Source organism: Streptomyces sp. MUM 203J, assembly GCF_022414595.1.
In the GTDB taxonomy this organism is placed as follows: Bacteria; Actinomycetota; Actinomycetes; order Streptomycetales; family Streptomycetaceae; genus Streptomyces.
In genome coordinates this window covers 15,892-38,454 of the sequence record NZ_JADWYO010000022.1, presented here as the reverse complement: position 1 = coordinate 38,454, position 22,563 = coordinate 15,892, and the positions used below count along the sequence as shown (strand labels likewise).

The window sequence follows — 22,563 nt, the reverse complement described above, 5'->3', positions numbered from 1 at the left end:
GTCTCCGGGACCGGGGGCTTCGCCCGTCTTCGCCGCGGCCGCGGTGTCAGCAGCCGATGAGGCGGGACGCCAGGTAGCCCTCGACCTGGTCGAGGGAGACACGCTCCTGCTTCATGGTGTCGCGCTCGCGGACCGTCACCGCGTTGTCCTCCAGGGTGTCGAAGTCGACCGTCACACAGAACGGCGTGCCGATCTCGTCCTGGCGGCGGTAGCGGCGGCCGATGGCGCCCGCGTCGTCGAAGTCGATGTTCCAGTGCCGGCGCAGGTCCGCGGCGAGGCCCTTGGCCTTGGGCGACAGCTCCGGGTTGCGGGACAGCGGGAGCACGGCGACCTTCACCGGCGCCAGGCGCGGGTCGAGCCGCAGGGAGGTGCGCTTCTCCATCTTGCCCTTGGCGTTGGGCGCCTCGTCCTCGACGTACGCGTCCAGCAGGAAGGCCAGCATGGTGCGGCCGACGCCCGCGGCGGGCTCGATGACGTAGGGGGTCCAGCGCTCGCCGGCGTCCTGGTCGAAGAAGGAGAGGTCCTGGCCGGAGGCCTGCCCGTGGGCCGACAGGTCGTAGTCGGTGCGGTTGGCGACACCCTCCAGCTCGCCCCACTCGCTGCCGCCGAAGCGGAAGCGGTACTCGATGTCGGCGGTGCGCTTCGAGTAGTGGGAGAGCTTCTCCTTCGGGTGCTCGTACCAGCGCATGTTCTCCTCACGGAGACCCAGGCCGGTGTACCAGTTCCAGCGCTGCTCCATCCAGTACTCGTGCCACTGCTCGTCCTCGCCCGGCTTGACGAAGAACTCCATCTCCATCTGCTCGAACTCGCGGGTGCGGAAGATGAAGTTGCCCGGAGTGATCTCGTTCCGGAAGGACTTGCCCATCTGCGCGATACCGAAGGGCGGCTTCTTGCGCGAAGTCTGCTGGACCTGGGCGAAGTTGGTGAAGATGCCCTGCGCGGTCTCGGGCCGCAGGTAGGCGATGGAGCCGGTGTCCTGGGTGGGGCCGAGGTGCGTGGAGAGCAGGCCGGAGAACTGCTTGGGCTCGGTGAAGGTGCCCTTGTTGCCGCAGTTGGGGCAGTTCAGGTCGGTGAGGCCGTTCTCGGGCAGGCGGCCGTGCTTCTCCTCGTACGCCTCCTCCAGGTGGTCCGCGCGGAACCGCTTGTGGCAGGAGGTGCACTCGGTGAGCGGGTCGGTGAAGGTCGCGACGTGACCGGAGGCCTCCCAGACCTCGGTCGCGAGGATCACCGACGAGTCGATGCCGACGACGTCCTCACGGGACGTGACCATGTAGCGCCACCACTGGCGCTTGATGTTCTCCTTCAGCTCGACGCCGAGCGGGCCGTAGTCCCAGGCGGCGCGCTGGCCGCCGTAGATCTCGCTGCAGGGGTAGACGAAGCCACGGCGCTTGCTCAGGCTGACGATGGTGTCGATCTTGTCGGCGGCCACGGTGCTCTCTTCATTACGACGACGACTAATGGACAAGGTGCGGCGCGTGAGCGCCTGGTTGGGGGGTGACGGTCGGGAGACGGGCGAGCGAATGCCTCAGATTAGCGGCGTGCGCACCCTCAGGATCAAATCGGTGGGTGGTCGAGGCCACTTGGGACTGTTGTTGACAATCGTTTCCAGCAAAGTTGAAAATGACTGTCATGAACGTACGACGCTCCCTGTCCACCGCCTCCGTCGCCGGCGCCGCCGTCCTGGGCCTGGTCACCCTCTCCGCCTGCGGCGGTTCCTCCACCGCCGACGGCAAGAACAAGGACGGCAAACTGGACGTCGTCACGTCCTTCTACCCGATGCAGTTCCTGGCCGAGCGAATAGGCGGCGAGCACGTCGCGGTCAGCACCCTCACCAAGCCGGGCGCCGAGCCGCACGACGTGGACCTCACGGCTCGGCAGACCGCGGAGCTGCAGGACGCGGGTCTCATCCTCTACCTGCCCGGTGTCCAGCCCGCCGTCGACGACGCGATCAAGCAGGCCGACGTCAGGCACACGGTCGACGCGGCGGCGCTCACCACCCTCGAGAGCCACGGTGCCGGGGCCGACGGCCACGACCACGGCGGCGAGCACGCCGACGAACACGGCACCGACGAGCACGGCCACGAGGCCGAGGGCGACTCCGCCACCGGCGACCCGCACATCTGGCTCGACCCCGTGAAGTACGCCGAGGTCGCCAGGGGTGTCGGGGACTCCCTCGCCAAGGCCGACCCGGACCACGCGGCCGACTACCGGAAGAACGCCGCCGACCTGGCGAAGCAGCTCGACGCCCTGCACGCGAAGTTCGAGGAAGGGCTGAAGAACAGCGACACCAGGACGTTCATCACCACCCACTCCGCCTTCGGCTACCTGGCCGAGCGCTACGGCCTGGACCAGGAGGGCATCGCCGGTCTCGACCCCGAGTCCGAGCCGAGCCCCGCGCGGATCAAGGAGCTGCAGGACGTCGCCCGGCGCGACGGCGTCACCACCGTCTTCTTCGAGACGCTCGCCAGCGACAAGACCGCGAAGACCCTCGCCAAGGACACCGGTCTGAAGACGGACGTCCTCGACCCGCTGGAGGGAATCACCGACAAGTCCGCGGGCGCTGACTACTTCGAGGTCATGGAGGCCAACCTGGCCGCCCTGCAGAAGGCGCTCGGCGCCAAGTGACCCAGCCCGAGCCCGGGTCCCGGCCCGGCAACCCCTTGGAGGCACGGTGAGCAGCGAGCCCGTCATCTCCGTCGAGGCCGCCACGGCGGCGCTCGGCGCCCGTCCCGTGCTGCGCGGCATCGACTTCGGCGTCCGGCGCGGCGAGGTCGTCTCGCTACTCGGTGCGAACGGCTCCGGCAAGTCGACCGCCGTGCGGGCCGTGATCGGTCAGGTGCCGCTCACCAGTGGCCGGATATCCCTGTTCGGCACCGAGCTGCGCCGCTTCCGCGACTGGGCGCGGGTCGGTTACGTGCCGCAGCGCACCACCGCGGCGAGCGGGGTGCCGGCGACGGTGCGGGAGGTCGTCGCGTCCGGCCGGCTGTCCCGTACGAAGCTGAGGTGGCCCTCCCGGGCCGACCGGGCGGCCGTGGAGCGGGCCATCGAGCTGGTCGGGCTGGCCGACCGGGCCAGGGACGCGGTGTCCGCGCTGTCCGGGGGGCAGCACCAGCGGGTGCTGATCGCCCGGGCCCTCGCGTCCGAGCCCGAGCTGCTGATCATGGACGAACCGATGGCGGGCGTGGACCTGGCCAGCCAGGAGGTGCTCGCCGCGACCCTGCGGGAGCAGGTGGCGCAGGGCACGACCGTGCTGCTCGTACTGCACGAACTGGGGCCGCTGGAGCCGCTGATCAACCGGGCGGTGGTGCTGCGGGACGGCTGTGTCGTCCACGACGGTCCGCCGCCCCGGGCGGTCGGGCAGCACGCGCTGCCCGGCCACGACCACGTCCATCCGCACGCGGCCGACGAGCCGCTCCGTACGGGACTGCTGACCTGACCATGGAATTCCTCGACCACGCCTTCATGCAGCGGGCCCTCATCGCCGCGCTGCTGGTCGGCATCACCGCGCCCGCCGTCGGCATCCACCTCGTGCAGCGCCGTCAGGCCCTCATGGGAGACGGAATCGGCCATATCGCGCTCACCGGTGTCGGCCTCGGCTTCCTGATGAACACGAACCCGGTGTGGAGCGCCGCGCTGGTGTCGATCGCCGGTGCCGTGCTGATGGAGCTGATCCGGATGTACGGGCGGACGCGCGGCGACATCGCGCTGGCCCTGCTGTTCTACGGTGGCATGGCGGGCGGCGTGATGCTGATGAGCCTGTCCGACACGGGCTCCAACGCGAAGCTGGTGACGTACCTGTTCGGCTCGCTGTCGACCGTGTCCGATGAGGACGTGGTGGCGATCTGCCTGCTGGCGGCATTCGTGGTGGCGGTCTCCCTGGGGCTGCGGCGGCAGCTGTTCGCGGTCAGCCAGGACGAGGAGTTCGCGCGGGTCACCGGACTGCCGGTGCGGGCGCTGAACCTGCTGGTGGCGGTGACCGCCGCGGTGACCGTGACGGTCGCCATGCGGGTCGTTGGGCTGCTGCTGGTCAGCGCGCTGATGGTGGTGCCGGTGGCGGCGGCCCAGCAGCTGACACGGAGCTTCCGGGCGACGTTCGCGGGGGCGGTGCTGATCGGTGTGGCGGTGACGGTGACCGGGACCGTGACGACGTACTACCAGGACGTGCCTCCGGGCGCGACGATCGTGCTGCTGGCGCTCGGGGTGTTCGTGGCGCTGACCGCGCTCGCCACGCCGCTGGCCCGGCGCCGGGCCCGGGCCGCCGAGCGGGCGGCGGTGGCGCGGGAGGCCGCCGTACAGGGGGTGGACGACGTGCGGGTCTGAATCGGGCCTGGTGGGCACCCGGTGGGGGCCTGGCAGAATGGCCCGACGTCACACAGTGACGACGTGAGCGGGCCGAGGGCAAGGAGGCACCTGTGGTGACGGCAGGATCCGGCGTGCGCGGCCGGTCGACCCGGCAGCGCGCGGCCGTGGCGGCGGCGCTGGACGAGGTGGACGAGTTCCGCAGCGCGCAGGAGCTGCACGACATGCTCAAGCACCGTGGCGACTCGGTGGGGCTGACGACGGTCTACCGCACGCTGCAGTCGCTCGCGGACGCGGGCGAGGTGGACGTGCTGCGCACCAGCGACGGCGAGGCGGTGTACCGGCGGTGCTCCACGGGTGAGCACCATCACCACCTGGTCTGCCGCGGCTGCGGCAAGGCGGTCGAGGTGGAGGGCCCGGCGGTCGAGGAGTGGGCCGACACGATCGCGGCGCAGCACGGCTTCGTGAACGTCGCACACACCGTCGAGATCTTCGGCACCTGCGCGGACTGCGCCTCCCGCGCCTGAAGCGGCCCCCGGCCCCGGCCCCGGCCCGTCCCGGGCGTCCGCGCCGCCGCCTGCCGCGTGCGGCCTCGCCGCCATCGCGTCGCGGCGCGCCTGCGCCGGCGTGCGGGGGCACTCCGGGGGCTCACCCCCGCACGAGGCCCCTGCGAACCCGCGTCCCGTGGGGTCACCTCCCCGGGATCCCGGCCGCGCGCCTGCGGGGGATCACCCACCGCTGCGGCGGCCGCCTGTCGCAGGGCGACCACACGCGGATGGCACCGAACGGTACGCGTGGACACGGGCGGGACGAAACCGCCGGTTCGCCGGGCCGCGCACCGACAGGCACATCGGCACCGCCGACGGCCCCGGGCCGTCCCGGGGGCCGGGGAACGGCTCCGGCCCGACGGTGGACGAGAAGCTCATCGGCGCCCGGCGTGAGGCAACCGCGGACCACACCGCCCCGAAGCAGCCGCGCGCGTCACAGAAGCCTCGCGTGGCGGCCGAGGACCGCTCGCAAACGCTCGGCGCCCGGTTCCGTGAGGTTCCGCTTGGGCATGGTGAAGCCGGTCTCGGTCGGCCGCGCCCCGGACACCATGAAGTGCCGGTCCGTCTCCCTGTAGCCCGGCAGCCCGGTGGCCCGTTCCAGGCGACCGCGGTCGTGGTGTGCTGCCCGGCGCCGGTGACCCCGTCGTCGTCGGGCCTGATGCGAAACGTTGCTTCCCCGGCGCAGCACCTGTGCAGTCGGTGGGCCCGCCGGCGGGGCAGCAGGAGGAACAACAGCACGGCGAGGAACGCCGCGCCGATCAGCAGCGGGAAGCGGATCCCTCCCGCCCGTGGGCGTCACGTCGACGGCCGGCCACCGGAGGACGAACACCTCGGCCGCCAGGATCCGCTGCAGCCGGGCGCGCAGCGGGGGCCACGGCCCGGCGGGCGGCCGGCACAGGACGGAAGGCCCGTTTCACGGCACTGCCCTGTTCGGTCACGGCCCGCCCCTCGCTGTGCTCTGCGGCGGCGAGCCGTGATCGCAACGGCAGGCTCAGCCCTCGCCGTCCTCGGGGCCGCGACCCTCCGCCGGCAGTTCCTCGTTGGGGATCGCCCCGCCGAAGCGGCGGTCGCGGGAGGCGTACTCCAGGCAGGCCCGCCACAGATCGCGGCGGTCGAAGTCGGGCCAGAGGACGTCCTGGAACACCATCTCGGCGTACGCGCTCTGCCAGAGCAGGTAGTTGGACGTACGCTGCTCGCCGCTCGGCCGCAGGAACAGATCCACGTCCGGCATGTCCGGGTAGTACAGGTACTTCTGGATCGTCTTCTCGCTGACCTTCGACGGGTCGAGCCGCCCCGCCTTCACATCCGCCGCCAGCGCCTGCGCCGCGTCCGCGAGTTCGGCGCGACCGCCGTAGTTCATGCAGAAGTACAGCGTCAGCCGGTCGTTGTCCTTGGTCTGCTCCTGCGCGATCTGGAGTTCCTTCGCCACGGACTTCCAGAGCTTCGGCATCCGGCCCACCCAGCGCACCCGGATGCCCAGTTCGTCGAGCTGGTCGCGGGTCTTGCGGATGAAGTCGCGGTTGAAGTTCATCAGGAAGCGCACCTCGTCGGGCGAGCGCTTCCAGTTCTCGGTGGAGAAGGCGTAGAGGGAGATGCTCCCGACGCCCATCTCGATCGCGCCCTGCAGTACGTCCAGCACACGTTCGGCGCCGACCTTGTGGCCCTCGGTACGGGGCAGGCCCCGGTCCTTGGCCCAGCGGCCGTTGCCGTCCATGACGATCGCCACATGCCGCGGCACCAGCTCGCCGGGGATCTTCGGCGGGCGCGCGCCGGACGGGTGCGGCTCGGGGACCCGGTACTCGCGCCTGGAGCGCCCGAGGAATCCGCGTCGTGCGATGGCCATGCGGCTCACATCTCCTAGTTCTCTGCGTTCTCTGCCGTGCTGTCTACTTGTCCACGTAACGGAGCGAGCGCAGCCCGCGCTCCAGGTGCCAGTGCAGATAGGCGGACACCAGTCCGCTCCCCTCCCTGACGTGGCGCGGCTCGCACGCGTCCGCCGTCTTCCAGTCGCCGGTCAGCAGCGCGCTGAGCAGACCGACGGCCTCCGCAGAGGGTACGACGCTGCCGGGCACCCGGCAGTCCCCGCAGACGACTCCGCCCGCCGCGACGGAGAAGAACCGGTTCGGCCCGTGGATGCCGCAGCGGGCGCAGCTCTCGAAGGAGGGGGCGTAGCCGTTGACGGCGAGGGAGCGGAGCAGGAACGCGTCGAGGATCAGGCGCGGGGCGTGCTCGCCGCGGGCGAGGGTGCGCAGGGCGCCGACGAGGAGGAGGTACTGCTGGACTGCCGGTTCGCCCTCGTGGTCGGTGAACCGCTCGGCGGTCTCCAGCATGGCGGTGCCTGCGGTGTAGCGGTCGTAGTCGGTGACGATGCCGCTGCCGTACGCGGCGATGGTCTCGCTCTGCGTGCACAGCGGCAGCCCGCGCCCGACGAGTTCGCTGCCGCGCGCGTAGAACTGCACATCGACGTGCGAGAAGGGTTCGAGCCTGGCCCCGAACTTCGACTTGGTCCGCCGGACCCCGCGCGCGACGGCCCGCACCCGCCCGTGCCCCCGGGTGAGGAACGTGATGATGCGGTCAGCCTCCCCCAGCTTCTGGGTGCGGAGGACGATACCGTCGTCACGGAACAGGCTCATGGGCCCATTCTCCCGTACGGGGCGCGCACCCCGGCCGGGTGCCGCCGGGGGGAGACGGCAGGGACCCGGGGACCGGACCGGTGCGGCGGACCGGCGGCGACGAGCAGGACGGCGGCTCGCTCCCCGACCGCGCCGAGAGCCCCGAGCGGGGTCCCGGACCGCGGTCCGGGACGGCGCGGACGGGATGCCCGCGCACGGGCGGTGCGGTCTCCTCGGCGCACCGGCCGGAAGCCGGGAACAGCGCCCCCTGCACTGGGACGCCGACCCACAGACCCAAGGCCTGCTTCGGGAACTCATAAGATCCGCTTATGGGGTCATAGACGGGGGCCGGGTACCCGCGCTCTCGGGGCCTGTGTGAGGCTGGCGGGCAGAGAAGATCCACCTCCCGAAGGGAACCCTGCCATGCCCCGCCCCCTGCGGGTCGCGATCGTCGGCGCCGGTCCGGCCGGCATCTACGCCGCCGACGCGCTGCTGAAGTCCGAGGCCGCCACCGACCCGGGTGTCTCCATCGACCTGTACGAGCGCATGCCGGCGCCGTTCGGGCTCATCCGGTACGGCGTCGCCCCGGACCACCCGCGCATCAAGGGCATCGTCACGGCCCTCCACCAGGTGCTCGACAAGCCGCAGATCCGGCTGTTCGGCAACGTCGACTACCCGTCCGACATCACGCTGGACGACCTGCGGGCCTTCTACGACGCGGTGATCTTCTCGACCGGCGCCGACGCCGACCGTGCGCTGGACATCCCCGGCATCGAGCTGGACGGCTCGTACGGCGCCGCGGACTTCGTGTCCTGGTACGACGGCCACCCCGACGTGCCGCGCACCTGGCCGCTGCACGCGGAGAAGGTCGCCGTGCTCGGTGTGGGCAACGTGGCACTGGACGTGGCCCGGGTGCTGGCGAAGACAGCCGACGAGCTGCTGCCGACGGAGATCCCGGGGAACGTCCACGAGGGCCTGAAGGCCAACCGGGCCAAGGAGATCCACGTGTTCGGGCGGCGCGGCCCCGCCCAGGCCAAGTTCAGCCCCATGGAGCTGCGCGAGCTGGACCACTCGCCCAACATCGAGGTCATCGTCAACCCCGAGGACATCGACTACGACGAGGGCTCCATCGAGGCGCGGCGCTCCAACAAGCAGGTCGACATGGTCGCCAAGACCCTGGAGAACTGGGCCATCCGCGACGAGGGCGACCGGCCGCACAAGCTGTTCCTGCACTTCTTCGAGTCGCCCGCCGAGGTCCTCGGGGAGGACGGCAAGGTCGTCGGGCTGCGCACCGAGCGCACCGAGCTGGCCGGCGACGGCAACGTCAAGGGCACCGGCCGCTTCACCGACTGGGACGTCCAGGCCGTGTACCGGGCGGTGGGCTATCTGTCCGAGGAGCTGCCGAAGCTGCCGTGGGACGTCGCCTCCGGCACGGTGCCGGACGAGGGCGGCCGGGTCGTGCAGGGCGGCGAGCACGTCCAGTCCACGTATGTGACCGGCTGGATCCGGCGCGGCCCGATCGGCCTGATCGGCCACACCAAGGGCGACGCCAACGAGACGGTGGCGAACCTGCTGGAGGACCACCGCGAGGGGCGGCTGCACGCGCCCGAGGCGCCGGAGCCGGACGCGGTGACACGGTTCCTGGAGGACCGGGGCGTGCGGTACACGACCTGGGACGGCTGGTACAAGCTGGACGCCGCCGAGCGCGCGCTGGGTGAGGCCGAGGGCCGTGAGCGTGTGAAGATCGTGGAGCGGGACGAGATGCTGCGGGCCAGCGGCGTGGAGGGCTGACCCCGTCCCGTACGGGCAGGTCCCGAGGCGCGGGTGCCGTTCCGCTAGAACGGCGCCCGCGCCTCGTCCATGAGGCGGGCCGTGTCGTCCGGGCACAGCCTCAGCGCCTCGCCCACGGTGGTGAGCACCTCCCGCTCAGCCGGGATGTACGCCCCGTCCGCGAGGGCGATCCGCGCGCCCTGGAGGAGGATCGACTCGCGGCCCACGCCGGCGAGGTGCGGGGTCAGCGGGTCCAGCGCCTCGTGCAGTTCGATGGCGAGCGCGGCGCCGCACGGCCCCTCGGTACCGGCGACGAACCGCCCGGTGTCGGCGGCGAGCGCGTCGATGAGCCCGGTGAGGCTGTCGGGGGTGCAGTCCTCGTACCCGGCGGCCCGGACGGCCCCGACGGCGGTCCTCACGACGCTGGGAGACGCGGTGCCGCCGGCGGCCAGCACCGCGAGGGCCACGGTGTGCACGGCGTCCCGGAGCATCGCGGAGAAGCGGGCGGTGGTCGGCTGGTCGAGGGCTTCGGGCCCGAAGTGCTCGTGGCAGCCCGCGCACTCGATCACCGGCCCGGCGGCGCCCCGCGGCAGCAGCGGGACCCCGAGCAGGGTGAGTCTGCGGCGGCCGGTGCGGCGTCGGTAGTTGCGGTCCCCGCCGCAGCCGGGGCAGAAGAACTCCCCGTCGCCCACGGTGTGCCACGAGGTGTGTACGGAGCAAAGGCGGAGCTTTCGGCCGCGTGATCCGCGTGATCCCCGTGCTGGCTGCACGTCGCACCTCCAGACGCCTCGGCCACTGTGCCGATGTGCACGTGATGTTAGCCACATCGGTGATGTGCCGTCAGTACCTCGTCATGAGAACGCCACGGACATGGCCGAACCCCGTCCACGGTGGATGGACGGGGTTCGCGGGCCAAGGCCCGGCCGGATCAGCGCGCGGAGCGGTTGACCGCCGAGATGACCGCCTTCAGGGAGGCGCGGGTGGTGTTGGCGTCGATGCCGATCCCCCACAGCACCCGGCCGTCGATGGCGCATTCGATGTACGAGGCGGCCTGCGCGGAGGCGCCCTCACTCATCGTGTGCTCCTGGTAGTCCAGGACGCGGGCGTCGACCCCGACATGGGCCAGCGCGTCGACGAACGCCGAGATCGGGCCGTTGCCGGAGCCCGTGAGCACCGTGTCCGTGCCGTCCACGACCGCCTCGACGGTCAGGGTGTCCGTGCCGTCCTTGTCGGTGGTGGTCTGGCCGGAGCGCAGCTGGATGCGGCCCCACGCGTTGTCGGGGTTGGGCAGGTACTCGTCCTGGAAGACGGACCAGATCTCGGCCGGAGTGACCTCGCCGCCCTCGGCGTCGGTCTTGGCCTGGATGATCTTCGAGAACTCGATCTGCATCCGGCGCGGCAGTTCCAGCTTGTGGTCGTTCTTCAGGACGTACGCGATCCCGCCCTTGCCCGACTGCGAGTTGACGCGGATGACCGCCTCGTACGAGCGGCCGACGTCCTTCGGGTCGATCGGCAGGTAGGGCACCGCCCACTCGATGTCGTCGACGGTCTTCCCGGCGGCGGCCGCGTCGGCCTCCATCGCTTCGAAGCCCTTCTTGATGGCGTCCTGGTGGGAGCCGGAGAAGGCGGTGTAGACCAGGTCGCCCGCATAGGGGTGGCGCGGGTGGACCTCCATCTGGCTGCAGTACTCGGCGGTGCGGCGGACCTCGTCGATCTGCGAGAAGTCGATCTGCGGGTCGACACCCTGGGAGAACAGGTTCATGCCCAGGGTGACCAGGTCGACGTTGCCGGTGCGCTCGCCCTGACCGAACAGGCAGCCCTCGATCCGGTCGGCACCCGCCATCAGGGCCAGTTCGGCCGCGGCGACAGCCGTGCCGCGGTCGTTGTGCGGGTGCACGGACAGACACACGTGCTCGCGACGGGACAGGTTCCGGGACATCCACTCGAACCGGTCGGCGTGCGTGGAGGGGGTCGAACGCTCCACGGTCGCGGGCAGGTTCAGGATGATCTCACGACCGGCCTCGGGCTGCCAGACGTCCATGACGCCCTCGCAGACCTCCAGTGCGAAGTCCAGCTCGGTGTCCGTGAAGATCTCGGGGCTGTACTGGTAGCCGAAGACCGTCTCGTCGCCCAGGATCTTGTCTGCGTACTCCATCACCAGGCGGGTGCCGTCGACGGCGATCTGCCGGATGTCGTCCTTGGATCCGCGGAACACGACCCGGCGGAAGACCGGGGCGGTCGCGTTGTACAGGTGGACGGTCGCGCGGTGGGCGCCGCGCAGGGACTCGACGGTCCGCTCGATCAGGTCCTCACGGGCCTGGGTCAGCACGGAGATCGTCACGTCCTCGGGGATCGCGCCCCCCTCGATGATCGAGCGGACGAACGCGAAGTCCGTCTCGCCGGAGGAGGGGAAACCGACCTCGATCTCCTTGTAGCCCATGCGTACCAGCAGGTCGAACATCTCGCGCTTGCGGGCGGGCGACATGGGGTCGATCAGGGCCTGGTTGCCGTCGCGCAGGTCGGTGGAGAGCCAGCGGGGCGCCTTGGTGATCCGCTGCTCGGGCCAGGAGCGGTCGGGCAGTTCGACCTGTTCGTAGCCGCGGTACTTGTGGATCGGCAGGGCGGTCGGCCGCTGCGTGTGCGTCGCGTTGGTGACGGGCGTACGACGGCCGACGGGCTGGGCGGCAGGCTGGGACATCGCGTAGGGCTCCTCGGGTCCGACTGTGGGACGGCCGACTGTTCGAAGCAGCACCAGACTCCGCGGGGAGGGGGTCGGCCTACGACTACAGGCCCTCGCCGCGGCAGCTAAGGAGAAGCAGCCCGAAACGCATGATGTGCAGCAGCGTAGCCGAGTGCCGCCGGTGGCGGAGGTGCCGTATCAGTATGCGGGATTCCTGACCAGCAACCCCCAAAGCGTGACCTATCACTCCTTTTCGTCAATCCCTGTCGCGGGTGGTGACAGAGCGATGACAGAGTGCCACATTGCAAGGCATGACTCCTCTGCCGCGGTCACCGCACGCCTCCCCCGCCTTCTGCGGGATCGTCCCGCCCCACCTGCTGGACCGCCTGGCCCAGGCCCCGGACCCGGCCGTCGCCGGGGCGGCCCGCCGCACCCTGGTCGCGGACTCCGGACACCGCACCGGGCGCCGCCTCACCACCGTCACCGGCGTCCGTACGCTGACGCCGCCCACGCCCGCCGGTGCGCCGAGCCGGACCGTGTACGACGCGGAGCGCGGCACCCGGCTGCCGGGGCGGCAGGTGCGGGGCGAGGGCGACGAGCCGACCGCAGACGCGACCGTCAACCGCGCGTACGCGGGGCTCGGCGCGACGTTCGAGCTGCTGCTGGAGGCCTACGGCCGGGACTCCATCGACGGTTCGGGGCTGCCGCTGGACGCGACCGTCCACTACGGGCAGGACTACGGCAACGCCTTCTGGAACGGCGAGCGGATGGTGTTCGGGGACGGCGACGGGGAGATCTTCCGGGACTTCACGCTCCCGGTGGACGTCATCGCCCACGAGCTGGGACACGGCGTCACCCAGTACACCGCGAACCTGGCCTACTTCAGCCAGCCGGGCGCGCTCAACGAGTCGGTGTCGGACGTCTTCGGAACGCTGGTCAAGCAGCGCGTCCTGGGCCAGACCGCCGGGCAGGCCGACTGGCTGATCGGTGAGGGCCTGTTCACCGACCGGGTCGAGGGCACGGCCCTGCGCTCCATGAAGGCCCCCGGCACCGCCTACGACGACGACCTGCTCGGCAGGGACCCGCAGCCCGCGACCATGGAGGACTACGTCCACACGGGCCGCGACAACGGCGGCGTGCACATCAACTCCGGGATTCCCAACCACGCGTTCTACCTGCTGGCGACGGCGCTCGGCGGGTACGCGTGGGAGAAGGCCGGGCAGATCTGGTACGACGTGCTGACCGGCGGCAAGCTCAAGGAGACGTCCGACTTCGCGTCGTTCGCCCGGCTGACGGTGGCGGCGGCGCGGGAGCGTTACGGCGAGGGCGGGGCGGAGGACGAGGCGGTCGTGAAGGCCTGGTCGACGGTCGGGGTGCCCACCCGGTAGACAGGGACCATGCGGATCGCGGTACGGCGCACCGGAGGCTTCGCGGGTATCGAGCGGCGGGCGGAGGTCGACACGGCCGCCAGGCCCGACGCGGCCGGCTGGCACGCCCTGGCGGAGGCGGCCCTCGCGGGGACGGCCTCCGCGCAGGCCGCCGTCCCCGACGGGTTCAGCTACACGATCACGGTCGACGACCGCACGGTCCACTGCGCGGACCCGGGCCTGACGGACGCGCAGCGCATCCTGATCGCGCGGGTCCTGGGAGAGGGCGCCTAGGGGCACCCCCAGCACCCCGGCTTCCGCGAACGGAACGGCCGTCGCGGGGGCCGCCCCCGTGTCCCGCCTCCGGGCGGCTCCGTGCGGGGGCCGTACCGGGTCCGGACGGCCGCGTCGGCCTCCGGCGGGAGCTGTGGGCGCCGCTCAGAACCCCAGCTTCCGCAGCTGCCGCGGGTCCCGCTGCCAGTCCTTGGCGACCTTCACATGCAGGTCCAGGAAGACGGGAGTCCCGAGCAGGGCCTCGATGTGCTTGCGGGACTTGATGCCGACCTCCTTCAGGCGCTTGCCCTTGGGGCCGATGATGATGCCCTTCTGGCTGGGGCGCTCGATGTAGACGTTGGCGTGGATGTCCAGCAGCGGCCGGTCGGCCGGGCGGTCCTCGCGGGGCAGCATCTCCTCCACGACCACCGCGATGGAGTGCGGCAGCTCGTCCCGCACGCCCTCCAGCGCCGCCTCACGGATCAGCTCGGCCACCATGACCTGCTCGGGCTCGTCCGTGAGGTCGCCCTCCGGGTACAGCGCGGGGCCCTCCGGCAGCAGCGGGACCAGCAGGTCCGCGAGCAGGCCGACCTGCTTCTCACCGACGGCGGAGACCGGCACGATCTCCTGCCACTCGATGCCCAGCTCCTTGCCGAGCCGGTCGATCGCGATGAGCTGCTCGGCCAGCGTCTTGGAGTCGACGAGGTCCGTCTTGGTCACGATCGCGACCTTGGGGGTCTTCTTGATCCCGGCCAGTTCCTTGGCGATGAACCGGTCGCCCGGGCCCACCTTCTGGTCGGCGGGCAGACAGAAACCGATCACGTCGACCTCGGCCCAGGTCGTGCGCACGACGTCGTTGAGCCGCTCGCCGAGCAGGGTGCGCGGCTTGTGCAGCCCCGGCGTGTCGACGAGCACGAGCTGGGCGTCGGGGCGGTGCACGATGCCCCGCACGGTGTGGCGGGTGGTCTGCGGGCGGTTGGAGGTGATGGCGACCTTCTGCCCCACCAGAGCGTTCGTGAGGGTGGACTTGCCCGCGTTGGGCCGCCCGACAAAACAGGCGAACCCGGACCGGTGGACGCCTTCGGTTTCAACTTTACGCACGCTCATGCCCGCCATTCTCCCTGATCCAGCCACCCGCCACCGACAGTGCCCGCCCACAGTGCCCGCCGCCGCGGGCCGGGGCGGCGCCCCCTCAGCCCGCGGTGACGGTCGCCCGCAGTTCCGCGTCCGGCCCCGCGAGCAGCACCGGCGTGTCCGCGCCCCCCAGATCCCGCACCGCCGCCCGGTCCAGGTCGGCTACCGCCGCCGCCTCGGACACCACCGCAGCCGCCTCCAGCGACTTCGCCCCGCTCGCCACCGCCATCGCGACGGCGGTCTGCAGCGCGCTCAGCTTCAGGGACTCCAGTGCGACGGTCCCGGCGACGTACGTACGGCCGGTCTCGTCCCGCACCGCCGCGCCCTCGGGCACCCCGTTGCGGGCCCGTGCGCTGCGCGCCAGCGTGATGATCTTCCGGTCCTCGGGGTCAAGCCCGGTGCTCTGTGTCATGCCCCGAGCATAGATCGGGACCGGGATCAGCCGCGGTCCAGCCTCAGGCGCTCGGCCCGCGGCAGCCCCGCGACCACCAGGTCGTACGAGTCCTCGATCAGCTCCCGGACCAGCCGCTCGGGGAGGTCCCCGTCGACGGTGACGGTGTTCCAGTGGCGCTTGTTCATGTGGTAGCCGGGGGCGATCAGGGAGGGGTGCTCGGCACGGAGCCGTACCGCGTTCTCCGGCTCGCACTTCAGGTTCACCGTCAGCGGTGAGCCGTCCAGCGCGGTGAGCGCGAACATCTTCCCGGCCACCTTGAAGACGGACGTCTCCGGCCCGAACGGGAAGTCCTCCACCGCGTCGGCGAAGTCCAGGCAGAACGCCCGCAGCTGCTCCGGTGTCACTCCGCCTCCTCCTCCGGATGCGGCGGTACGGGCTCCGCCAGGACCGTCACGATCCGGTTGCGCCGCCCCGCCGGGGATTCGGCGGTGAGCCGCAGGAACCGGCCGTCCGGCAGATCCACCACCGCTGTCGCCCCGGCGATCGGGACCCGTCCCAGGGACTTGGCCAGCAGGCCGCCGACCGTCTCGACGTCCTCGTCGTCGTACGCGTCCAGGCCGAACAGCTCGCCCAGGTCACCGATGTCCAGCCGGGCCGTGACGCGGTAGCGGCCGTCCCCCAGCTCCTCCACGGGCGGCAGCTCGCGGTCGTACTCGTCCGCGATCTCCCCGACGATCTCCTCCAGGATGTCCTCGATGGTGACGATCCCGGCCGTGCCGCCGTACTCGTCGATGACGACGGCGACATGGCTGTGCTCCTGCTGCATCTCGCGCAGCAGATCGCCGGCGTTCTTCGTGTCGGGCACGAAGGTCGCGGCGCGCATGGCGGTGGACACCAGATCGCTCTCGGCGTCCCGGTTGATGTGCGTCTTGCGGACGAGGTCCTTGAGGTACACGATGCCGACGACGTCGTCCTCGTTCTCCCCGGTGACGGGGATACGGGAGAAGCCGGACCGCAGCGCGAGCGTGAGGGCCTGGCGGATGGTCTTGTACCGCTCGATGGACACCAGGTCGGTGCGCGGCACCATCACCTCGCGCACCAGGGTGTCGCCCAGCTCGAAGACGGAGTGCACCATCCGGCGCTCCTCGTCCTCGATGAGGGACTCCTGCTCGGCCAGGTCGACCATGGCGCGCAGCTCCGCCTCGGAGGCGAAGGGGCCCTTGCGGAAGCCCCTGCCAGGGGTCAGGGCGTTGCCGATGAGGATCAGCAGCTGCGGGACCGGACCCATGATCCGGGCCAGCGGCAGCAGCACGTACGCGGCGGCGGTGGCCGTGTTCAGCGGGTGCTGGCGGCCGATGGTGCGCGGCGAGACACCGACGGCGACGTACGAGACGAGGACCATCACGCCGATCGCGACGACCAGCGCGCTCCAGGTCTCCTCGAACTCCTCCAGGCACACGTACGTGACGAGCGCGGCGGCGGCCATCTCGCAGGCGACGCGCACCAGGAGGGCCACGTTCAGGTAGCGGGTGGGGTCCGAGGCGATCTGAGCGAGCCTGGCGGCACCGCGCCGCCCGTTCCGTACGGCCTCGGCCGCGCGGAAGCTGGAGACCCGGGCGATCCCGGCCTCGGCGGACGCGGCGAGCCAGGCGACGATCACCAGCGCGACCGCGCCGAGAACCAGTTGGGCCGTCATGGCGGTCAGGAGACGGTCGGCGCCGGGGAGGGGCCGGTGAGACCCCTCTCCGCGCGCCAGCCGTCGACGATCGCCGCCTGGAGCCCGAACATCTCGGCCTTCTCGTCGGGCTCCTCGTGGTCGTAGCCCAGCAGGTGCAGCACCCCGTGGACGGTGAGGAGCTGGAGCTCCTCGTCCATGGAGTGCTCCGTCGGGGCCTCGCGGCCCTGCTTCTCGGCCACTTCGGGGCAGAGCACGATGTCACCGAGGAGCCCCTGCGGGGGCTCCTCGTCGTCCTTGGCCGGCGGACGCAGCTCGTCCATCGGGAAGGACATGACATCCGTCGGGCCCGGCAGGTCCATCCACTGGATGTGCAACTGCTCCATCGCCTCGGTGTCGATGACGATCACCGACAGCTCGGAGAGGGGGTGGATGCGCATGCGCGTGAGCGCGTAGCGGGCGACGTCGAGGATGGCCTCTTCGTCGACCTCGGTGCCGGACTCGTTGTTGACGTCGATCGACATGGTGCTGTTCGGTCTACTTCCCGTTGCGGCTGTCGTACTTCTCGTACGCGTCGACGATACGGCCCACCAGCTTGTGCCGGACGACGTCGCGCGACGTGAGAAGTGAGAAGTGGACGTCGGGGACGCCTTCGAGGATCTCCCGGACCTGGCGCAGACCGCTCCTGGTCCCGTTGGGCAGGTCCACCTGCGTCACGTCACCAGTGATGACGATCTTCGAGTCGAAACCGAGCCGGGTGAGGAACATCTTCATCTGCTCGGGATTCGTGTTCTGCGCCTCGTCGAGGATGATGAACGCGTCGTTCAGGGTCCGGCCCCTCATGTACGCGAGCGGCGCGACCTCGATCGTCCCGGCGGCCATCAGGCGGGGGATCGAGTCCGGGTCCAGCATGTCGTGCAGCGCGTCGTAGAGAGGCCGCAGGTAGGGGTCGATCTTCTCGTAGAGCGTGCCCGGCAGGAAGCCGAGCCGCTCGCCCGCCTCGACGGCCGGCCGGGTCAGGATGATCCGGTTGACCTGCTTGGACTGGAGTGCCTGGACGGCCTTCGCCATCGCCAGGTACGTCTTTCCGGTACCGGCGGGGCCTATCCCGAAGACGATCGTGTGCTTGTCGATCGCGTCGACGTACCGCTTCTGGTTGAGCGTCTTGGGGCGGATGGTGCGTCCGCGGCTGGAGAGGATGTTCTGGGTGAGGACCTCGGACGGCGTCTCGACGGCCGCTCCCCCGGTCTCCTCCTTCAACATGGCGATGGACCGCTCCACGGCGTCCTCCGTCATCGGCTGCCCGGTGCGCAGTACCAGCATCATCTCGTCGAACAGGCGCTGGACGAGGGCGACTTCCGTGGCGTCGCCGGTGGCGCTGATCTCGTTGCCCCGGACGTGGATGTCGGTGTGCGGGAACGCGTTCTCGATCACACGGAGCAGCGCGTCACCCGAGCCGAGCACGGTCACCATCGGGTGCTTCGCGGGTACGGTGAAGTGGGCTCGTACCTGGTCTGTGGGTGTCTGAGTCATGGGCCGGCTCTCTGGCCTGCGCATACCTCCTGTTGCAGGGTTCTCGCCGCTCGACAACCTCTGGACTGTCCAGGGTACGGCGTCCGGCTGACAACGCTGAAGGCTTTTACGGCCGGAGGAGTCCGGGTGCGGCCCCGGGGTTCAGGCCGAGCGGCGGAAACCGATGGTGGGCACCGCCCTGCTCAGCGGTACGGGCCGGGCGGGGGCGGGCAGCAGGGCGTCGAGGAAGGAGTAGCGGCGCAGCGCGGCCGGGTCCTCGGTGGAGCAGCTCTGCGCGTACTGCCACCAGGCCGCGATCTCGACCCAGCCGGGTGCGGAGAGCGACCCGCCGAACTCCTGCACCGACAGCGCCGCCGTCAGCCCGGCGAACGCCAGACGGTCGTGGAGCGGCCAGCCCGCGAGGGTGCCGGTCAGGAACCCCGCGACGAACACGTCCCCGGCGCCCGTGGGATCCAGGGCGGTGACGTCGATGCCGGGCACCTCGGCGGTCTCGCCGGTGCCGCTGTCGACCGCGTACGCACCCTCGGGGCCGAGCGTGACCACCGCGAGCCTCACCCTGTCCGCGAGGGCGCGGGCGGCGGCGCGGGGACAGTCGGTACGGGTGTAGCGCATGGCCTCCTGGGCGTTCGGCAGGAAGGCCTCGCAGTGGGCCAGGTCGGGCAGCGCGGCCAGATCCCAGCGGCCGGTGTCGTCCCAGCCCACGTCCGCGAAGACCCGCGTGGAGCGCCGCGCGGCCTCGGCCACCCACGGCTCCTGACGGCCCGGCGCGAGGGAGACGACGGCGGCACGCGCGCGTGGCGGGCAGGACGGCAGGGCGCCCTCCGGGGGCGGGGCCTCGTGACCGTGGGACACCATGGTGCGCTCACCGTCGTAGGCCATGGAGACGGTCACCGGGGAGTGCCAGCCGGGCACGGTGCGCGACCGGGACAGGTCGATGCCCTCGCCGCGTGCCAGGGTGTCCCAGCAGTACTCGCCGTAGTGGTCGTCCCCGAACGCGGCGGCCAGTGAGGTGCGCAGCCCGAGCCTGGCGAGGGCGGTGGCCAGGTTGGCGACGCCGCCGGGGCTGGAGCCCATGCCGCGGGCCCAGGTCTCGGTGCCGCGGACGGGGGCGCTGTCGAGACCGGTGAAGATGATGTCGAGGAACACCGGGCCGGTCAGGTACACATCGCACTCCGGGTCCGAGGGAGTACGGAGCGTGCCCAGCGGGTCGACCCCGGCGGTGTGCTGACGCTTCGGCCGGTCTCCGGCGGGCCGTTCTCCGGCGGGGGTGGCGGATGTGGTCACGGTGGGCTCCCCGGTCGCGCGGTGCGGATGCGGTGCGGATTGACGACAGTCTGCCCGATTCCGGGCGGCGACGCGCTGTGATCACCGGGCTTCGGCGGGTGGGCCCCGTACAACTCACCGACGAGGCTCGTACGGAATGCGTAGCACTCGAGGAGGACCCGCGCCCGTACGGGGATGGACATCACGGATTCGATGGAACCCGCGCGCCGTCAGACCGTCTTGATCACCACCAAGTCGAACGATGAGGGTGCGAGATGACGGTTGGTCAGACAGAGCGGGTGCGGGTTCGGCCGGAGGCGCGCGGGAAGGCGGTCGCGCCGGAGTACCAGGGGGCCCTGGGCTCGCTGTCGGTGAACGCGTCGCTGACGGACGTCCTGGACAAGGGCGTCGGGGAACTGCGGGCGGCCGAGGCGTCCGGGGACCTTCGGGAGACGGCGCGGTGCGGACTCGCGGTGGCGGAGGCGTACCGGAGGCTGGGGCGGCACGCGGAGGCGGACCGGGCGTGGAAGGCGAGCTACCGGGCGGCGCGGGCGGCGGGTGAGACCGCAGCGATGGCCTGGGCGCTGTGGAGCGGCGGCACGCTGGCCCGGCAGCGGGGCGCGCTGCGGCTCGCGTACCGGCTGCTGCGGCTGGCCGCCGAACTGGGCGAGCGGGGCGGGGACATCGTCGTACGCGGCTATTCGCTGGCCGGGCTGGCCGAGACGGGCCGCATCCAGGGCGACTACGAAGCGGTCGGGGAGCTTCACGAGCAGCTTCTGGCGGAGGCCAGGCGGCGGGGCGAGGCGCGGCACACGGTGTGGGCGCTGGAGGGCATCGCGCAGATGCACCGGAACACCGGGGCCCACGACAAGGCGCTGGAACTGTTCGAAGAGGCCGCGGAGACCGCCGGGCGGGCCGACGACCAGCGCGGCAGGGCGTGGGCGCTGCGCGGAATAGCGGACGTGCTGTCGGTACGGGACGGGGACGTGGAGCGGGCGTTGGCGCTGCTGTCGGAGGCCGAGGAGACCTGCCGTGCCATGCGGCTGACCAGCGCGCTGGCCTACAACCACAAGATGCGCGGGAACGTCCTCTACCGGGCGTCCCGGTACGCGGAGGCCCGCGACATGTACGCCCTGGCGCTGGAGGAGTTCAGCACCATGGAGGAACCGCGCGGCACGGCCCTGTCCCGCCTCGGCCTGGTGAAGGCCCGGGCCCGGCTGGGCCGCGCCCCGTCGGAGACGGCCACCGAACTGGCCGCCCTCCGCGCCACTCTGGACCGCATAGGCCTGCATCACGCCCGTGACATGACCGACAAGGCCGCGGCCGAACTGGGCGTGGGCCCCCTCCCGGCGACCCGCGCGAACGGGGTGGCGGCCCCGGAGACGGCCACGGCCGCGGCGCGCCTGTCCACAGCGAACACGCGGGCGCTGGCGGGCGTGAACACCCGCCCCGAGAGGGCGCCGACGGCGGACGGGCCGGGTACGGACACGGACGGTGACACGGCGGTGCGGGTCCCGGCCGGACCCGCGGCGGACGGACCGGAGGCGGACGCGGACCGGGGTCACCCGCTACGGGTCCCCGCGGAGACCGCGGCGCAGGCACCGGGTGCGGAGCCTTCGGCGCAGGCGCAGGCAGGAGCCGGGGCGGCCGGGAACCGAGCGGCGGGCCTCCCGTCGGCGGGAGCGGACGCCCGCGCGGCCAGTGGTGACACGACACCGGCGGCGGACACCGGGGCGGAGGTGGCGCGGTGAGGACGCGAACCATGACGTCCCCGGCCGCTCCCCCGCCGGAGACGGGCCGGACAGCCACGCGCCCGGATGCCGTCACCCCCGCGGACCTGCCTGCCGGGCGCCTCGGGCGCGGAGACGGACCCGGCACCCCGGCCGGGGCGGCCGGCGGAGGGCTGCGAGGCGGCGCGGGCGGGCAGCCGGAGGGAACCGGCGTCCTCGGTGCGGGCGGTGGTGCCGTGCTTGCACGGTGCCGGGGGATGGTGCGGCCCGCGCTGGTGGAGGCGGTGGGGACGCTCCATCCCTGGACCGGGGAGATGGCGGCGTACGCGTTCGGGTGGAGCCGTACCGACGGCACCCCGGCGTCCGGGGCCTCCGAGGGCAAGGGGGTGCGGCAGGCGCTCGCGGTGCTGGGAGCCGAGGCGGCCGGGGCGGACGGCCGGGTCGCCGTCGCGGGCGCGGTGGCCGTGGAGCTGGTGCACGCGTTCTCGCTGCTGCACGACGACATCATGGACGGCGACGCCCTGCGGCGGCAGCGGGAGACCGTGTGGAAGGCGTACGGCACCGGGCCCGCCGTCCTCGCCGGGGACGCCCTGTTCGCGCTCGCCGTGCAGGCCCTGGCCGAGGCGCAGGGCCCGCACACCGGCGCGGCGGTACGGCGGCTGTGCGACACGCTGACCGCGCTGATGCGGGGCCAGTCCGAGGACCTGTGCTTCGAGCGCCGTCCCTGGACCGGGCCCGACGCCGTACGGCTGGACGCGTACCGGGCCATGGCGGAGGACAAGACGGGCGCCCTGCTGGGCTGCGCGGCGGCGCTCGGCGCGCAGCTGGCCGGGGCGCCCGCCGGGACGGTGGCCGCGCTGGACGCCGCGGGACGGCACCTGGGCGTGGCTTTCCAGGCGGTGGACGACCTGCTGGGCGTCTGGGGCGACCCGGCGGTGACCGGGAAGCCCGTGCACGGAGACCTGCGGCAGCGGAAGAAGACGTTCCCGGTGCTGGCCGCGCTGGCCCGTGGCGGCGCTCCCGCCCGCGAGCTGGCCGCGCTGCTGGAGTCGGACCGCCCCATGGCCGGGGCCACGGTGACCCGGGTGGCCACGCTGGTGGAGGAGGCCGGCGGGCGCGCCGCGGTCCTGGCGGAGGCTCGGGAACGGCTGGACGCGGCCCGCTCCTGCCTCCGCGGCGCGCCGCTCGCCCCCGGCGCGGTGCGGGACCTGGAGGCGCTGCTGGCCGTACTGGCGGACCGGGCGGTGTAGGCCCCGGCCACCGGGGCCGGGGCCGGGCGGGTCCT

At 72.0% G+C, this 22,563-nt stretch carries 20 protein-coding genes and 1 pseudogene; 9 read left to right on the top strand and 12 right to left on the bottom strand.

The features are described 5' to 3' along the window. Window positions 1-46: 46 nt before the first annotated feature. Window positions 47-1,429, bottom strand: a complete 1,383-nt coding sequence (locus I3F58_RS14015) for a glycine--tRNA ligase (RefSeq protein ID WP_240108756.1) — start codon at window positions 1,427-1,429, stop codon at window positions 47-49. A 200-nt stretch (window positions 1,430-1,629) separates the two neighbouring features. Between I3F58_RS14015 and I3F58_RS14010 the strand changes: the two genes are divergently transcribed. The 4 genes from I3F58_RS14010 to I3F58_RS13995 all read left to right on the top strand — a co-directional run bounded on the left by I3F58_RS14010 (window position 1,630) and on the right by I3F58_RS13995 (window position 4,826). Further along, window positions 1,630-2,625 carry a metal ABC transporter substrate-binding protein gene (locus I3F58_RS14010; protein WP_240108755.1) on the top strand — a complete coding sequence of 332 codons (996 nt, stop codon included), beginning with the start codon at window positions 1,630-1,632 and terminating at the stop codon, window positions 2,623-2,625. 46 nt (window positions 2,626-2,671) lie between these two features. Further along, complete coding sequence (locus tag I3F58_RS14005; RefSeq protein ID WP_240108754.1) at window positions 2,672-3,436, top strand: metal ABC transporter ATP-binding protein; 765 nt, start codon at window positions 2,672-2,674, stop codon at window positions 3,434-3,436. Then, window positions 3,433-4,320: a metal ABC transporter permease gene (locus I3F58_RS14000; protein ID WP_374207968.1), complete on the top strand. Its 888-nt coding sequence runs from the start codon at window positions 3,433-3,435 to the stop codon at window positions 4,318-4,320. Before I3F58_RS14005 ends, I3F58_RS14000 begins: the two co-directional genes overlap by 4 nt. Window positions 4,321-4,412: 92 nt before the next feature. Next, window positions 4,413-4,826: a Fur family transcriptional regulator gene (locus I3F58_RS13995; protein WP_240108752.1), complete on the top strand. Its 414-nt coding sequence runs from the start codon at window positions 4,413-4,415 to the stop codon at window positions 4,824-4,826. A gap of 1,012 nt (window positions 4,827-5,838) precedes the next feature. Here the strand turns inward: I3F58_RS13995 and I3F58_RS13990 are convergent. Together I3F58_RS13990 and recO are read right to left on the bottom strand one after the other, a co-directional pair. Beyond that, window positions 5,839-6,684 carry an isoprenyl transferase gene (locus tag I3F58_RS13990; RefSeq protein ID WP_240108821.1) on the bottom strand — a complete coding sequence of 282 codons (846 nt, stop codon included), beginning with the start codon at window positions 6,682-6,684 and terminating at the stop codon, window positions 5,839-5,841. A gap of 49 nt (window positions 6,685-6,733) precedes the next feature. Then, window positions 6,734-7,480, bottom strand: a complete 747-nt coding sequence (gene recO / locus I3F58_RS13985; RefSeq protein ID WP_240108751.1) for a DNA repair protein RecO — start codon at window positions 7,478-7,480, stop codon at window positions 6,734-6,736. A gap of 402 nt (window positions 7,481-7,882) precedes the next feature. On the opposite strand from recO, the gene I3F58_RS13980 reads away from it, so the two are divergent. Continuing rightward, on the top strand, window positions 7,883-9,250 hold the full coding sequence (locus I3F58_RS13980) for an FAD-dependent oxidoreductase (protein ID WP_240108750.1): 1,368 nt from the start codon (window positions 7,883-7,885) through the stop codon (window positions 9,248-9,250). Between the two features lie 44 nt (window positions 9,251-9,294). Here I3F58_RS13980 and I3F58_RS13975 read toward each other — a convergent pair whose 3' ends face one another. Together I3F58_RS13975 and leuA are read right to left on the bottom strand one after the other, a co-directional pair. Then, entirely contained in the window at window positions 9,295-9,999 is a 705-nt protein-coding gene (locus I3F58_RS13975; protein WP_308355010.1) for a TerB family tellurite resistance protein, read from the bottom strand. A gap of 158 nt (window positions 10,000-10,157) precedes the next feature. Further along, window positions 10,158-11,927 (bottom strand): 2-isopropylmalate synthase, encoded by a 1,770-nt coding sequence (gene leuA / locus I3F58_RS13970; RefSeq protein ID WP_240108748.1) that lies wholly within the window; start codon window positions 11,925-11,927, stop codon window positions 10,158-10,160. A gap of 293 nt (window positions 11,928-12,220) precedes the next feature. Here leuA and I3F58_RS13965 point away from each other — a divergent pair, with 293 nt between their 5' ends. Further along, window positions 12,221-13,297, top strand: coding sequence for a M4 family metallopeptidase (locus I3F58_RS13965; protein WP_240108747.1), 1,077 nt, complete (start codon window positions 12,221-12,223; stop codon window positions 13,295-13,297). A 9-nt stretch (window positions 13,298-13,306) separates the two neighbouring features. Continuing rightward, window positions 13,307-13,570, top strand: a complete 264-nt coding sequence (locus tag I3F58_RS13960; RefSeq protein WP_240108745.1) for a protealysin inhibitor emfourin — start codon at window positions 13,307-13,309, stop codon at window positions 13,568-13,570. 144 nt (window positions 13,571-13,714) lie between these two features. Here I3F58_RS13960 and era read toward each other — a convergent pair whose 3' ends face one another. The 7 genes from era to I3F58_RS13925 all read right to left on the bottom strand — a co-directional run bounded on the left by era (window position 13,715) and on the right by I3F58_RS13925 (window position 19,488). Continuing rightward, window positions 13,715-14,665 carry a GTPase Era gene (gene era, locus I3F58_RS13955; protein WP_240108744.1) on the bottom strand — a complete coding sequence of 317 codons (951 nt, stop codon included), beginning with the start codon at window positions 14,663-14,665 and terminating at the stop codon, window positions 13,715-13,717. 76 nt (window positions 14,666-14,741) lie between these two features. Next, on the bottom strand, window positions 14,742-15,095 hold the full coding sequence (locus I3F58_RS13950) for a cytidine deaminase (protein ID WP_240108742.1): 354 nt from the start codon (window positions 15,093-15,095) through the stop codon (window positions 14,742-14,744). 26 nt (window positions 15,096-15,121) lie between these two features. Further along, window positions 15,122-15,481, bottom strand: a complete 360-nt coding sequence (locus I3F58_RS13945; protein WP_240108741.1) for an MmcQ/YjbR family DNA-binding protein — start codon at window positions 15,479-15,481, stop codon at window positions 15,122-15,124. Then, entirely contained in the window at window positions 15,478-16,773 is a 1,296-nt protein-coding gene (locus I3F58_RS13940) for a hemolysin family protein (RefSeq protein WP_240108740.1), read from the bottom strand. The genes I3F58_RS13945 and I3F58_RS13940 overlap by 4 nt, the downstream gene beginning before the upstream one ends. Window positions 16,774-16,778: 5 nt before the next feature. Further along, the gene (gene ybeY, locus I3F58_RS13935) at window positions 16,779-17,276 is read right to left on the bottom strand and encodes an rRNA maturation RNase YbeY (RefSeq protein WP_240108739.1); all 498 of its coding nucleotides are present in this window, start codon (window positions 17,274-17,276) and stop codon (window positions 16,779-16,781) included. 13 nt (window positions 17,277-17,289) lie between these two features. After that, complete coding sequence (locus I3F58_RS13930; protein ID WP_240108738.1) at window positions 17,290-18,285, bottom strand: PhoH family protein; 996 nt, start codon at window positions 18,283-18,285, stop codon at window positions 17,290-17,292. A gap of 141 nt (window positions 18,286-18,426) precedes the next feature. After that, complete coding sequence (locus I3F58_RS13925; protein WP_240108819.1) at window positions 18,427-19,488, bottom strand: PfkB family carbohydrate kinase; 1,062 nt, start codon at window positions 19,486-19,488, stop codon at window positions 18,427-18,429. A 335-nt stretch (window positions 19,489-19,823) separates the two neighbouring features. On the opposite strand from I3F58_RS13925, the pseudogene I3F58_RS13920 reads away from it, so the two are divergent. Both I3F58_RS13920 and I3F58_RS13915 read left to right on the top strand, forming a co-directional pair. Then, window positions 19,824-20,939: pseudogene (locus I3F58_RS13920) on the top strand (tetratricopeptide repeat protein); the annotation flags it as partial. A 596-nt stretch (window positions 20,940-21,535) separates the two neighbouring features. After that, window positions 21,536-22,528: a polyprenyl synthetase family protein gene (locus I3F58_RS13915; protein ID WP_240108736.1), complete on the top strand. Its 993-nt coding sequence runs from the start codon at window positions 21,536-21,538 to the stop codon at window positions 22,526-22,528. Window positions 22,529-22,563 lie beyond the last annotated feature (35 nt).